Below are 14,582 nucleotides of genomic sequence, written 5' to 3'. Positions count from 1 at the left end.
AAAATTTTCATTTATTGTTTTAAAAATTAAGGTTACAAAAAAGGTAATTAAATTCTGCTTACATATAATTGTTTATAGAAAAAAATCTCTTATTTTCTTTTTTCTTGTAAGTGGCATAACTGCGGAACAGGCTGCCAAAAATATTATGCTATATAACTGGGTAATAATTTTTGAATGGCTATTGTATAAACCTCTTATTGGAACGGCTTTTTTAGAACAACCTTTTTAAAATGATGGGTTTATTTTATAAACCGTATAGTCAATTTTAGATAAAACATCATTATACCAAGCAATGGTAATGTTTTGTTTATTTCCTTGAATAGTTTTTAACGCATACGGAAACAAATAAGTGGCAATAAACAAAGCCCATGCTGGAAAAATAGCATTTGTACTACAGGGTTATGCCAACATATTTGTTTTTTAAAAACAGTCCAATCGAAAGTTTTTTTAGTTGTTCGCGAAAATCTTTTTCTTTTAACAAAACACCTTCGTATAACCATTACCGAAATATCGAGTTCTACAATAGTATTATCTGGAAAATAGTTTTCTAAATCGAATACTTCAAGCGAACTCTGTGCTACTTTATTTACAATTTCATCCATTTTTTTTAGTGTTCCTTTCAGTTTTAGGCGTGTAAATTACGTTAATTACTACGACTAAAAACTAATTAAAGCATTCTAGTTCTAATTTGGCTTCTTCACTCATTAAATCTTTTGTCGGTGGGTCAAATATTGAATTCAATTTCGCAGCTTTTTACCTCGTCTATTTAGCTCTTATTTTTTTCTTCTACTTCTTGTGGTAATGTTTCGGCAACAGGGCAGTTTTGGTGATGTTAACGTCATTAAAACTTTTACATCGTTACTTTCGTTAATCATCGTGAATTAAACCTAATTCGTATATATCAACTGGAATTTCGGGGTCGTAGATGGTTTAATACTTTTACTACGTTTTCGCCAAGGTTTATTGTATCGTTAAATTCTTCCATTTTATTCAGTTTTCAGTTCGCAATTTCACTTATTTATTTTGAAACGCTAATGCGTATAATTTAATTGTTTTATCATTGAGACCAATCCGTTTGCTCTAGTTGGTGATAAGTGTTCTTTCAAACCAATTTCATCAACGTAATAAAATCAGTATTTGCACTTATTGTTCTTGTGGTGAATGGTTTGAAAATATCGAATTAAAATAGCAATAATTCCTTTGGTTAAAGTAGCATCGCTATCGGCTGTAAAACGATATTTCCGTTTTGTTCTTCGGCATGAACCCATACTTTCCACGATGACAGCCTTTAATGATGTTGTTTTCTGTTTTGTATTGTTCGTCAATTAATGGCAATGATTTTCCTAATTCAATAATATATTTCGTAGCGTTGCATCCAATCGTCGAACATTGAAAATTCGTCAACTATTTCATTTTTTGTATTTACAAGGTATTGTCATAATATTATTTTGTTGCTGCATTGTTGTAATATTTTCTATTATTTCTTTTAATTCGATTGGTGGATTACCGCCATCAAAGAAGTTGATGTGTATGTATTATTATTTTTAATAATGATTAAACTTGCCGGCAGGTGCACCGTCGTAAAAACGTTTTTCAGAGAGAGCGCTTTATAGTTTTCATTTCATCAAAATCTAATTTGTGATGAAAAGGTTGTGCCAAAACTTGTAATTGCTCATTTGAAAGTTGTTTTAGTTCAGCAATTTCATTTGCTCGCAATTTTCGTTTTTTATACTATACAAATTGCCTTCTTTTACCGTAATTTTTGAAAAACCTCTTGATGTTTCTTCATAAATAATTTCTATTGAGTACTGTTATTTTTGTGTTGTTATAACACTTTTGCTTTGAGTAATTTGCTTACTGCAATTAAACGCTGTAAAGGCAAATAAGACTACTAATAAAACTATTTTTCATGCTCTATTTTTTAAGACAACATTATTTGTGCTTTTTACAGCTGCTACTAAAACTATCTATTTCTTCTTTAGTATTGTAAAAGCAAAGCTTGCTCTTACCGTACCTGGAATGTTGTAAAATTGCATAATAGGTTGTGCACAATGATGTCCGGTTCGTACTGCTATTCCTAATTTATCTATAATTGTGCCAATATCGTACGGATGAATACCCTCTATGTTAAATGAAATTACAGCTGCTTTATTTTGGCTAGTACCATAAATTCGTAAACCTTCTATTTGAAGTAGTTTTTCGGTAGCGTAATCTAATAATTCTTGTTCGTAAGATGCAATGTTTTTGAAACCGATTTCATTTAAATAATCTATGGCTGTTCCTAAAGCAATTCCTCCTGCAATATTAGGTGTTCCTGCTTCAAATTTATGTGGCAAATCGGCAAAAGTTGTTTTTTCGAAAGTTACCTCAGCAATCATTTCGCCACCACCTTGGTATGGTGGCAATTTCTTTAGCCATTCTTCTTTTCCATATAAAATTCCCACGCCTGTTGGCCCACAAACCTTATGACCAGAAAAAACATAAAAATCGCAGTCTAAAGCTTGAACATCTGGTTTTAAATGTGGTGTTGCTTGTGCGCCATCTATTAAAACAGCTGCGCCAACATTATGTGCTTTATCTATTATTTCTTTTATAGGGTTAATGGTTCCCAATGCGTTTGAAATGTGATTAACCGCTACAATTTTTGTTTTGTTAGAAAGTAATTGGTCGAATTCCGACATTACCAACTCACCTTTTTCGTTCATTGGAATTACGACTAACTTAGCACCTGTTTTTTCGCATAAAAATTGCCAAGGAACTATGTTGCTATGGTGTTCTAATTGCGATACCATTACTTCATCTCCTGCTTGTAAAAGCGTTGTAAAACCATTGGCCACTAAATTAATACCGAAGGTTGTACCTGAAGTAAATATAATTTCGTGATTATATTTGGCATTTAGGTGCTTTTGAATAGTATTTCGAGAATTTTCATACGCATCGGTTGCTAATTGGCTTAAAGTGTGTACACCACGATGAATATTTGCATTTATTGTTGAATAATATTGATTTATAACATCAATTACTACTTGAGGTTTTTGTGCTGTAGCTCCATTATCGAAATATACCAATGGTTTTCCGTTTACTTGTTGAGAAAGTATGGGAAAATCGGCTCTAATTTTTTGTATAGCAATCATCTTGCAAAGTTACAATTTGATTGTTTATAATAAGAATAAATAAACCTTATTTTATGCTAAACTATTTTTTTTGCAATAAAATTTCATCTGTTTTTTCGACAGGAACATCAAACGAAACACCTGCTTTTTTAAGGGTTACTGTTCCTTTGTAAGCAACTTCTACTTTTTTATTCAATAAATTTGGCAATGAACTTGTTGCAAGTGTTTCTCTATCTTCAAGCAGTTTTATTGGCGAAAAAGAAACTTCAAGCGGAATTGTAAACTCGCCTTTGCTTGAAACTTCTACATTTTTGGTTTGAGTTGCTTTACCTACTTCATTTCCGTTTGCTAAAACCGTAATATCGGTAGCTACTAGTTCGCAACCTACATCATTAGGATTGTAAAATACAGCATCGGAAACTATTTGTACTTTTAACATTGATACTTTTTTTGGGAAAATGTTTTCCATTTTAATAAATTCAGGTTCGCTAGAAACACTACAAGCTACCACAACTATAAGAACTGTTAAATACGTAATTACTTTTTTCATTTGTAGAACTATTTTACACAAATTTATATTTTTTGAAATTAGAATTTTGTAGATTTTTAACTATAAATCAAATCCTAAGTTTACTCCTAATTTGTTGGCTATAATCTTCGTAATGCGTTGTTTCAATTCCGGAATTTTTACACTTTCCATAACCTCATCAGTAAACGCATACATCAACAAAGCACGTGCTTCTTTTTTAGGAATGCCTCGTTGTTGCATGTAAAACATAGCGCTTTCGTCTAGCTGACCAATAGTGCAACCGTGTGAACATTTTACATCATCAGCAAAAATTTCTAGTTGTGGTTTGGCATTAATGGTTGCTTTTTCACTTACTAAAATATTGTTGTTTTGCTGAAAAGCATCTGTTTTTTGTGCTTCTTTTTCTACATAAATTTTTCCGTTGAAAACACCTGTACTACTATCGCCATAAATTCCTTTATAGTTTTGGTGACTTTCACAATTGGGTTGCGCATGATGCACTAAAGTATAATGATCAACGTGTTGCTTGTCACCAATAATTGTAATTCCTTTTAAAGTAGAATCTATTCGTTCGCCTTGATGGTAAAAATTCAAGTTGTTTCTAGTAATATTTCCACCGAATGAAAACGTATGCACTGCTACTCTACTTTCTTGTTTTTGAGCAATATACGTGTTGTCAATTAAAGAAGCAGTTTGTATGTCATTTTGAATTTTATAATAATCGCAAATAGCTCTTTTTTGAGCAAAAACCTCAGTAACACTATTGGTTAACACAGGGTTTTCATTCAAACTTTGATGACGTTCAATAATTTGAACATGCGCATTTTCGCCAACAATAATCAAATTACGGGGTTGCGTCATTAAAGCGGTTTCATTTCCTGTTGAAAAATGAATAATTTCAATAGGTTTATCAGCAATTTTCCCTTTAGGAATATTTACAAATGCGCCTTCTTTTGCAAATGCCGTATTTAATGATGTTAACGATTCATCTTTACTTTACAATTTGATTGGAAAATGAGTATCCAAAACTAATTTATATTTTGGTTTATTCAATACAGAAGAAAGTAAGCATACATCGATACCATCATGTGTAGTTTTGTGATTTCAAAACGAACTGAATTTTCCGTCGATAAAACCAATTTGTAGGTGTCGATTTCGTGCAAAAAGTATTTTTTTACAGTAGCAAACTCAATAGCATTTTCAGTTTTTGGAAATACTGAAAAATCATTTTTTAATACTGAATTTAGCGAAGTGTATTTCCAGGCTTCTTCTTTTTTGGTAGGAAATCCTTTTGCTTGAAAATTTTTTATTGCTGTATTTCGAACATCATGCAAACTAGTGTTTTCGTAGTATTTTTCTTCGAAAGCTAAGTATGATGATAGTAATTTTTCTTTTAAATCCATTTATTTCAATTTTACAGTTTACAGTTTACAGTTTACAGTTACTTTCGAACTGAATACTGCGACTGCTTACTGAATTTCTGCTTTAATCCAATCGTAGCCTTTTTCTTCCAATTCTAATGCTAATTCTTTTGTGCCCGATTTTACAATTTTTCCATCCATTAAAACATGAACAAAATCAGGAACGATATAATCTAACAAACGTTGATAATGCGTAATTACTACTACTGCATTTTCGTTGTTTTTTAATTTATTTACGCCGTTGGCAACAATTCGAAGTGCATCGATATCTAAACCCGAATCGGTTTCGTCTAATATGGCAACTTTAGGTTCGAGCATCGCCATTTGGAAAATTTCATTACGCTTTTTTTCACCGCCCGAAAAACCTTCGTTTAACGAACGTGAAAGGAATTTTTTATCCATTTCTAATAATTCCGATTTTTCTCGAATTTTTTTCAACATTTCATTAGCTGGCATTTCTTCTAATCCTTTTGCTTTTCTACTTTCGTTGATAGCCGTTTTAATAAAATTAGTTACCGAAACACCCGGAATTTCAACAGGGTATTGAAAAGACAAGAATACACCTGCATGTGCGCGTTCTTCAGGTGCCAATTCTGATATATCTTCGCCATCTAAGATGATTTTACCTTCGGTTACTTCGTAATTTTCATTTCCGGCTATAATAGAAGAAAGCGTTGATTTTCCAGCACCATTTGGTCCCATAATCGCATGAACCTCTCCAGCTTTTACTTCAAGATTAATTCCTTTTAATATTTCTTTATCTTCTACCGAAGCGTGTAAGTTTTTTATCGATAACATAATTATTTGGAAATTTGATAATTTGGAAATTTGGAAATTCCAAAATTACTTTTGTTTTGATGAAATTATTATTTTGTTTACTATTCTAGCTATATTATTAATTTGTTCTATTAAATGATCAACATTTGGGTAATTTTTAGAAAATCTACATAGTTCTAACCAATATATTGTTTCTTCAACTTCTTTTGCAGCAATTTTAAATTTGTGTATAAAATCAGCTTTACTTTCAGCATTTTGAGCTTCTCTTATATTTGCGCCAATTGATGTTCCGGATTTTAAAAGTTGATTAGCAATTACAAATTGTTTATTTTCCTGTAAATTTTCACAATATTTAATGATATCTAGTGCAAACTGGAAAGTTAATTTTATAATTACATTTTCTTTTTCTTCCATTTTCAAATTATCAAATTAGTACATTTTCAAATTATCCTACCGAACCTTCTAATGAAATTTCCAATAGTTTTTGTGCTTCAACGGCAAACTCCATTGGTAATTTATTCAATACTTCTTTGCTAAAACCATTTACAATTAATGCAATGGCTTTTTCGGTTGGAATGCCACGTTGATTGCAATAAAACACTTGATCTTCTCCAATTTTTGAAGTCGTTGCTTCGTGTTCAATTTGTGCCGACGCATTTTTACTTTCTATATAAGGAAACGTATGTGCACCACATTCATTTCCCATTAACAATGAATCACATTGTGAAAAATTTCTGGCATTTTCAGCTCTAGATGCAATTTGAACCAGTCCACGGTAACTATTTTGTGATTTTCCTGCCGAAATTCCTTTGGAAATAATGGTTGATTTGGTGTTTTTACCCAAATGAATCATCTTGGTTCCTGTATCGGCTTGTTGAAAATTATTGGTTACGGCAATCGAGTAAAATTCGCCTATAGAATTATCGCCTTTTAATACACAACTTGGATATTTCCATGTAACAGCACTTCCGGTTTCTACTTGTGTCCATGATATTTTAGCACTTTTTTCGCACAAACCTCTCTTAGTTACAAAATTATAAACACCACCTTTTCCTTCTTTATTTCCTGGATACCAGTTTTGAACGGTCGAATATTTGATTTCGGCATTATCTAAAGCTATAAGCTCAACAACCGCCGCATGTAATTGATTTTCATCGCGGCTTGGCGCTGTACAGCCTTCTAAATACGACACATAACTGCTTTCATCAGCGATAACTAAAGTTCTTTCAAACTGACCTGTTCCACCTTGATTGATACGGAAATAAGTTGATAATTCCATAGGACAACGAACGCCTTTTGGAATATAACAAAAACTGCCATCAGAAAACACCGCCGAATTTAAAGCGGCATAAAAGTTATCTGTTTTAGGAACCACTGAGCCAATATATTTTTGAACCAACTCCGGATGATTTTGAATCGCTTCTGATATCGAACAGAAGATAATTCCTTTTTCAGCCAAAGTCTTTTTAAACGTAGTGGCTACCGAAACCGAATCCATTACAATATCAACTGCGACACCTGCTAAATGTTTTTGCTCGTCGATAGAAATTCCTAATTTATTGAAGGTTTCTAAAAGTTCCGGATCAACCTCATCAAGACTTTCATATTTATCTTTCTTTTTGGGAGCCGAATAATAGGAAACTGCTTGAAAATCGGGGTTTTCATAATGCACGTTTGCCCAATTGGGTTCTGTCATTTCTGTCCAAATACGATACGCATCTAATCGCCATTCGGTCATCCATTCGGGTTCGTTTTTCTTTTTAGAAATTGCACGAACAATATCTTCGTTTAAGCCCGCAGGAAATGTTTCCGATTCTATGTTGGTATAAAATCCGTATTCGTATTCTTTAGATGCTAGCTCTTCCTTTAAATGTTCTTCAGTATATTTTGACATATTGTTTTAATGTTGAAAAGTTGAATGTTATAAAGTTCTATTTAGATACTATAAAATCCACTTATCAATTTTGAAATATCATTTAATTTTTTAGTTTTTCAAAATCTTCTTTTGATGTCTTTAATTCGTTATTTTATAATTATCTATAACGAAAACGACTCCCCACAACCACATGTTCTATTAGCATTTGGGTTATTGAATACAAATCCTTTCCCGTTTAATCCGCCAGAATAATCTAAAGTAGTTCCAATTAAATACAAAAAGCTTTTTTTATCAACCAATATTTTTACGCCATTATCTTCAATTAGCTTATCATCATCATTTTGTTTATTGTCAAACTTCAATTCATACGACAAGCCACTGCATCCGCCGCTTTTTACGCCTACGCGAATAAAATCATTTGTAGCATCAAATCCGTCTTCGGTCATCAGTTCCACAGCTTTCTTTTTAGCTGAATCCGACACTTTTATCATCTTATTTTGATTTTGTCTAAATTAATTGCAAAGATAATTGATAATTTAGGAATAACAATACCGATTACATATTAATACTTTATTTCAAAATAAAAAGAACTTATGGTTTTGACTAAAATTTGTAACTTGCAGAAAATTTATTTCAAATGAAAATTTACAAATTTTTTAATTTTAATCTTTATTGTTTGTATCATCATTTTTTATCTCATCATCCACCATTTTAATACTTTCGTTGTCAAATCCATTTCTCTACTATGTTTTTTCCATCTGACTTTAATATCTTATTTTGATTTTTAAATTAACAAATAAATTAAATACAAATTTTATATTTTATATAATATAAAAATTATTTTTTTAATTTTTTAATTTTTTTACTATTGAAGCAGGTAATTTTAAATTAGATGGTGGTGCAATGTTTGGCGTAGTACCAAAAACGATTTGGAGCAAAACCAACCCAGCCGACAATAATAATTTAATTGATATTGCCGCTCGATGTATGCTGATAGAAGATGGTAACCGTTTAATTTTGATTGATACAGGAATGGGTAACAAGCAGTCGGATAAATTTTTTGGTTATTATTCGCTATGGGGCGATTATTCATTGGAAAAATCATTAAAAGAAAAAGGCTTTCAACCAAATGATATTACCGATGTGTTTATGACGCATTTGCATTTTGATCATTGTGGCGGAAGCGTAAATTGGAATAAAGATAAAACGGGTTATGAAGTGGCTTTTAAAAATGCCCGTTATTGGACAAATGAAAATCATTGGCAATGGGCAACCCAACCCAACGCCCGTGAAAAAGCTTCTTTTTTAAAAGAAAATATTATGCCCATGCAAGAAAGCGGCCATTTACATTTTATATCAAGACCTGTAAGTGGTTTTTCTGAAACTTCTGAGCTCGATTTTGGCATTTTCTTTGCCGATGGGCATACCGAAAAACAAATGCTTCCACATATAAATTACAAAGGAAAAACCATTGTTTTTTGTGCCGACATGCTACCAACTGCAGGACATGTTCCTATACCCTATGTAACAGGATACGACACAAGACCTTTAATGTCTATGTCTGAAAAGGAAATCTTTTTAAAAATGGCAGCTGAAAATAATTATTATTTATGGCTAGAACACGATGCTCATAATCAAATTATCACTGTTCAAAATACAGAAAAAGGAGTGCGATTAAAAGATGTGTTTACTTGTAATGAAATCCTAAATTAGTGTTAAATAGTAATTTCTTTGTAACAAAATAAAAGCATATTTGTCAAATAATAACGATTAATAAACATAAAACTATATAAATGAGAACATTAAAACCTATTTTGTCAGCTGCAATTGTTGCTTTGGTACTTTCAAGCTGTGGTTCGTCTAAAATGATTTCTACACCTATTGAAAACATTGACAACCAACCTTTAAAAACAACGCCAATAGCTGAAAATGATTTAAAAAGATGGAGTGATTTAGATCTAGTTAAAGACACCATTCCTGGTATGAGTGTTGACAAAGCTTATGCAGAATTACTAAAAGGAAAAAAATCTACCACTGTAATTGTTGGAATTGTAGATTCTGGTGTAGATATTCGTCACGAAGATTTACAAGGTCAAATTTGGGTAAACCCTAAAGAAATTGCGAATAACGGAAAAGACGATGACAACAATGGCTATATAGATGATATTAATGGGTGGAATTTCCTAGGCGATAGCAACGACGAACAATTAGAAAAAACGCGTATCGTAGCAAAAGGACCTGGAACACCAGATTATGAGAAAGCAAAAGCAGAATTAGATGCTGATATTGCCGATGTAATGCAAACCAAACAACAAATCGATATGATTGTTGGCGCAGACAAAGCTATTAAAAATTACCTAAAGAAAGATAACTTTACTTTAGAAGATGTTAAGGCTATGCAAACAGAAGACCCAACTTTATCGCAGTATAAAGCAATGTTTACACAAATATTAGCGCGTCAATCGAAAGAAGATTTTGATAAACGCATTCAAAGTGGTGTAGATTATGTGTACGATCAATTAAACTATAATTTAAATGTAAATTTTGATGGTCGTAAAGTAGTTGGCGATAACATTGACGATTTAACCGACACAAAATACGGAAACAATAATGTAATAGGTCCAGATCCAGAAGATGCTAAACACGGAACACACGTTGCTGGTATTGTAGCACAAGTTCGTGGTAACGGAAAAGGCGGCGATGGTGTGGCTAAAGATGTAAAAATTATGGCGGTAAGAGCCGTACCAAATGGCGATGAGTATGATAAAGACATTGCTTTAGGTATTCGTTATGCTGTAGATAATGGTGCAAAAGTTATCAACGGTTCTTTTGGTAAATATTTTTCTCCACATAAAGAATGGGTACAAGACGCTTTAAAATATGCCGCTTCTAAAGATGTTTTAGTAATTTTTGCAGCAGGTAACGATTCTAAAGATTTAGACGTTGTAAATAAATACCCAAGCGATTCTTACGATGGTGCTCCAGAAATTTCAAACAATGTAATTATTGTAGGTGCTATTGGTCCAGAATACGGTTCAAACATGGTGGCACCTTTTTCTAACTACGGTAAAAAAAATGTAGATGTTTTTGCTCCTGGTATGAAAATTTATGCCACAACGCCTAACCAAACGTATGAGTATTTACAAGGCACATCAATGGCATCGCCAAATGTAGCAGGTGTAGCCGCTTTAATTCGTTCGTATTATCCAAAATTAACAGCAGCTCAAGTAAAACAAATTATTTTAAACAGCGGATTAGCACTTAAAAACGATGTTAAAGTAGGCGACGATCAACACAAAGCTAACTTTGCAGAAGTTTCTAAAACTGGCCGTATAGTAAATGCTTATAACGCACTTATTATGGCAGAGCAAATGTCTAAATAATTTTATTTTGAAATAAACTAACCACAAAATCGTTATTTTATAATAGTCGATTTTGTGGTTTTTAATTTTATTATCTATGAAAAAACTAATTTTATTTTCTTTATTTACCTTAGTTTCGCTTGCACAAAACAATCCAAACGCTGGCTATTGGCAACAACATGTCGATTACAAAATGAATGTCGATATGAACGTAGAAAATTATCAATACAAAGGAAGTCAAGAATTGATTTACACCAATAATTCGCCCGATACACTTAAAAAAGTGTTTTATCACTTGTATCCTAACGCTTTTCAACCTGGAAGCGCAATGGATGCGCGCTTGCAAACAATAGCAGATCCTGATAAACGCATGGTAAAATCGTTTACAAAAGATAATAAAGAAATTACAGAAAGTAGAATTAGTGCTTTAAAGCCAGAAGAAATTGGCTATTTAAAAATTTCTGACTTTAAACAAAAAGGAAAACCAGCAAACACTAAAGTTGAAGGTACAATATTAGAAGTTATCCTGAACGAACCTTTATTACCTAGAAGTACTACAACATTTTCTTTAACTTTCGAAGGACAAGTGCCGTTACAAGTGCGCCGTTCGGGTAGAAATTCTGATGAAGGTATTGCGCTTTCAATGACGCAGTGGTATCCTAAAATGGCAGAATATGATTTTGAAGGTTGGCATGCCGACCCTTACATTGGTAGAGAATTTCACGGTGTTTGGGGCAATTTCGATGTGAAAATTACAATAGATAAAGAATATACCATTGGCGGCACAGGTTATCTTCAAAACAAAAATGAAATTGGTCATGGTTACCAAGACAATGGTGTTGAAGTAAAGCATGCTAAGAAAACCAAAACATTAACTTGGCATTTTATTGCGCCAAATGTTCACGATTTTGCTTGGGGCGCCGATAACAACTATATTCACGATAAAATTTTGGGACCAAACAACGTAGAATTGCATTTTTTTTATAAGAACAATCCAGAAATTATAGAAAATTGGAAAAAGCTACAGCCTAAAACAGCAGAATTATTAGCTTTTTTCAATAAAAATATTGGCGAATATCCGTACAAACAATATTCAGTAATACAAGGTGGCGATGGTGGTATGGAATATGCCATGTGTACTTTAATTACAGGAAATAGAAGTTTTGGTAGTTTAGTTGGCGTTACGGCACACGAATTCGCACATTCTTGGTTCCAACACATTTTAGCTACTAATGAAAGTAAACACGAATGGATGGACGAAGGGTTTACTACATTTATTTCTGATGTGGCTATGAATGAAATTTTACCGCCAAAATCGGGTAAAGAAGACAATCCGTTTAGTGGTTCCTACAACGGCTATCGCTATTTGGTAAAATCGGGTAAAGAACAACCGCTTTCTACACATGCCGACAGATACGATTACAATATGGCTTATGGTATTGGTGCATATAGTAAAGGCGAAATTTTCTTATCGCAATTGGGTTACGTTATTGGAACAGACAATTTAATGAAAACATTAAAACGCTATTATAACGACTATAAATTTACACACCCAACACCTAACGATATTAAACGTACTGCCGAAAAAGTTTCGGGTGCAAATTTAGATTGGTATTTAGTAGATTGGACACAAACAACCAATACTATTGATTATGGTATTAAAACGGTTAATGAAAATAAAAACACTACTGAAATTACATTAGAAAGAATCGGTCGTATGCCAATGCCTCTTGATGTTTTAGTGGTTTATGAAGACGGAACGCAAGAAACTTTTTATATTCCAAATACGTTAATGCGCTGGGAAAAACCAAATCCGTATTCAATTAAAAGAACGGTTTTAAAAGCTTGGGATTGGGCTTTTCCTACATTTACCTTCGATATTGAAAAAAAGGCTATAAAAGCTATACAAATAGACCCTAGTGGTTTAATGGCCGATGTTGATTTAAACAACAATAGTTGGGAGAAAAAATAATTTAAACCAAAGTAATAACTATTAAGCGAACTTAAAAGTTCGCTTTTTTTATACCTTTGTACAAATGAAATTCAACTATCCAAAAAACGAAAAACTAAAAAGCCACAACACTATTAGTTTACTATTTAGTGAAGGAAAATCGGTGTCAAAATATCCGTTGCGTTTAGTATATGTTGAAAATCCTACTGCCGAAGAAAAACTTCAAATTGGCGTTTCGGTTTCAAAGAAATATTTTAAAAAAGCCGTAGATAGAAACCGCTACAAACGCTTGCTTCGCGAATGTTATAGGCTAAACAAACATTCATTATGTAATGGTATCGATAAACCCTACGCTTTTATGTTGTTATATCAAACAAAAGAAAAATTAACTTTTACAGAAATACAGGAAAAAACAATTTTATTATTTGAAAAGTTTTTAACTGTAATAAAAAATTAGTTTTTGGCTAAGTTTTTGTTAATAAGTATTTTATATTTATCTTTTAATAAAAAAATTATGAAAAAAATTGGTCTAATTATAATGCTTTTTTTTATGGTAAGTTGCCAAGAAAAAAGCGAAAGTGTTTTCTATGAAAAATCTGAAGCTACCGAGGCCGTTTCTTCTTTTGCTGATATGGCAGTAGCCGAAGAACCACAAAACAATATTAGTATTGATAATGCTAATACACAAGCAAAAATTATTAAAACGGCCAATTTGCGTTTTGCAACAACTAGTTTAAACGAAAGTTTCGCAAGTATTCAAAAAGTTGTAAACCAATACAAAGCAAGTATTCAAAACGATATTTCGGGTAAAGATTATAACTCAATTTACAGAAATATTACCATTAGAGTACCCAGCCAATCGTTCGATAGTTTTATTGCCGAAATAAGTAAAGGCGTTACCTATTTCGATCGAAAAGAAATAATCGCACAAGATGTTACCGAAGAATTTGTAGATGTAGAAGCCCGATTACTCGCAAAAAAAACATTAGAAAACCGTTATTTAGAACTTCTAAAAAAAGCAACTAAAATAACTGAAATTCTAGAAATCGAAAAAGAACTTTCTAGCATTCGCGAAGAAATAGAAGCACAACAAGGACGCTTAAATTATCTGCAAAACAGAGTGTCTATGAGCACTGTTTCTATTGAAATGTACACCGAAGTAGAACACGGAACAGGAACAACCGTATCGTATGGAACCAAAATGTGGAATGCTATAAAATCTGGTTTTAATGGAATATCCAATTTCTTTTTAGGAATTCTATACATTTGGCCATTTATTCTTATTTTAGCAATTCTATTCTTCTTTTTAAGAAGAAAATGGAAAAAAAGAAAATTAAAAAATGAAGAAAATCTTTAAAAAACGATTCGTTTTTACAGCATTTGCTATTGCGTTTTTATATATTGGGGTAAGTTTTAAAAACGACTTTTTCGAAATTGCCAAGCAAATCGAAATTTTTACAGGTATGTTTAAAACTGTTAACCAAAACTACGTTGATGAAACCAACCCTGGCGAATTAATGAATGTTGCTATTAAAAACATGCTTGCCGATTTA

The 14,582-nt window shown here is 32.3% G+C and carries 12 protein-coding genes and 5 pseudogenes; 6 read left to right on the top strand and 11 right to left on the bottom strand.

Going from position 1 to position 14,582, the window contains the following annotated elements:
* Positions 1–225: 225 nt before the first annotated feature.
* The 11 genes and pseudogenes from R2808_RS01560 to R2808_RS01510 form a co-directional block, all read right to left on the bottom strand.
* Positions 226–345: a hypothetical protein gene (locus R2808_RS01560; protein WP_371269177.1), complete on the bottom strand. Its 120-nt coding sequence runs from the start codon at positions 343–345 to the stop codon at positions 226–228.
* Positions 327–602, bottom strand: a complete 276-nt coding sequence (locus R2808_RS01555; RefSeq protein WP_371269176.1) for a DUF2480 family protein — start codon at positions 600–602, stop codon at positions 327–329. Before R2808_RS01555 ends, R2808_RS01560 begins: the two co-directional genes overlap by 19 nt.
* A 61-nt stretch (positions 603–663) precedes the next feature.
* Positions 664–985 (bottom strand): annotated as a pseudogene (locus tag R2808_RS01550) (iron-sulfur cluster assembly protein).
* A gap of 29 nt (positions 986–1,014) precedes the next feature.
* Positions 1,015–1,390: pseudogene (locus tag R2808_RS01545) on the bottom strand (SufE family protein).
* Positions 1,391–1,932: 542 nt separating this feature from the next.
* A pseudogene (locus R2808_RS01540) lies at positions 1,933–3,134 on the bottom strand (aminotransferase class V-fold PLP-dependent enzyme).
* 61 nt (positions 3,135–3,195) lie between these two features.
* Positions 3,196–3,663, bottom strand: coding sequence for an LEA type 2 family protein (locus tag R2808_RS01535; RefSeq protein WP_371269175.1), 468 nt, complete (start codon positions 3,661–3,663; stop codon positions 3,196–3,198).
* Positions 3,664–3,723: 60 nt separating this feature from the next.
* Positions 3,724–5,045, bottom strand: a pseudogene (gene sufD, locus R2808_RS01530) (Fe-S cluster assembly protein SufD).
* A gap of 66 nt (positions 5,046–5,111) precedes the next feature.
* Positions 5,112–5,861: a Fe-S cluster assembly ATPase SufC gene (sufC, locus tag R2808_RS01525; protein ID WP_371269174.1), complete on the bottom strand. Its 750-nt coding sequence runs from the start codon at positions 5,859–5,861 to the stop codon at positions 5,112–5,114.
* 45 nt (positions 5,862–5,906) lie between these two features.
* Entirely contained in the window at positions 5,907–6,254 is a 348-nt protein-coding gene (locus tag R2808_RS01520; RefSeq protein WP_371269173.1) for a four helix bundle protein, read from the bottom strand.
* A gap of 31 nt (positions 6,255–6,285) precedes the next feature.
* Positions 6,286–7,734 carry a Fe-S cluster assembly protein SufB gene (gene sufB / locus R2808_RS01515; RefSeq protein WP_371269172.1) on the bottom strand — a complete coding sequence of 483 codons (1,449 nt, stop codon included), beginning with the start codon at positions 7,732–7,734 and terminating at the stop codon, positions 6,286–6,288.
* 143 nt (positions 7,735–7,877) lie between these two features.
* On the bottom strand, positions 7,878–8,207 hold the full coding sequence (locus R2808_RS01510; RefSeq protein WP_371269171.1) for a HesB/IscA family protein: 330 nt from the start codon (positions 8,205–8,207) through the stop codon (positions 7,878–7,880).
* Between the two features lie 412 nt (positions 8,208–8,619).
* Here R2808_RS01510 and R2808_RS01505 point away from each other — a divergent pair, with 412 nt between their 5' ends.
* The 6 genes and pseudogenes from R2808_RS01505 to R2808_RS01480 form a co-directional block, all read left to right on the top strand.
* Positions 8,620–9,429, top strand: coding sequence for an MBL fold metallo-hydrolase (locus R2808_RS01505; protein ID WP_371269170.1), 810 nt, complete (start codon positions 8,620–8,622; stop codon positions 9,427–9,429).
* 80 nt (positions 9,430–9,509) lie between these two features.
* Positions 9,510–11,099, top strand: coding sequence for a S8 family peptidase (locus R2808_RS01500; RefSeq protein ID WP_371269169.1), 1,590 nt, complete (start codon positions 9,510–9,512; stop codon positions 11,097–11,099).
* Positions 11,100–11,175: 76 nt separating this feature from the next.
* Complete coding sequence (locus tag R2808_RS01495; protein WP_371269168.1) at positions 11,176–13,050, top strand: M1 family metallopeptidase; 1,875 nt, start codon at positions 11,176–11,178, stop codon at positions 13,048–13,050.
* A 64-nt stretch (positions 13,051–13,114) separates the two neighbouring features.
* Positions 13,115–13,486 carry a ribonuclease P protein component gene (gene rnpA / locus R2808_RS01490; RefSeq protein WP_371269167.1) on the top strand — a complete coding sequence of 124 codons (372 nt, stop codon included), beginning with the start codon at positions 13,115–13,117 and terminating at the stop codon, positions 13,484–13,486.
* Positions 13,487–13,543: 57 nt separating this feature from the next.
* On the top strand, positions 13,544–14,386 hold the full coding sequence (locus R2808_RS01485) for a DUF4349 domain-containing protein (protein WP_371269166.1): 843 nt from the start codon (positions 13,544–13,546) through the stop codon (positions 14,384–14,386).
* Positions 14,370–14,582: pseudogene (locus R2808_RS01480) on the top strand (peptidase S41); the annotation flags it as partial. The gene R2808_RS01485 and the pseudogene R2808_RS01480, both read left to right, overlap by 17 nt.

It is taken from the genome of Flavobacterium sp., assembly GCF_041392005.1.
GTDB lineage: Bacteria > Bacteroidota > Bacteroidia > Flavobacteriales > Flavobacteriaceae > Flavobacterium.
Note: the sequence above shows the minus strand (reverse complement) of the source record. Positions and strands in the feature narration are given on the sequence as shown.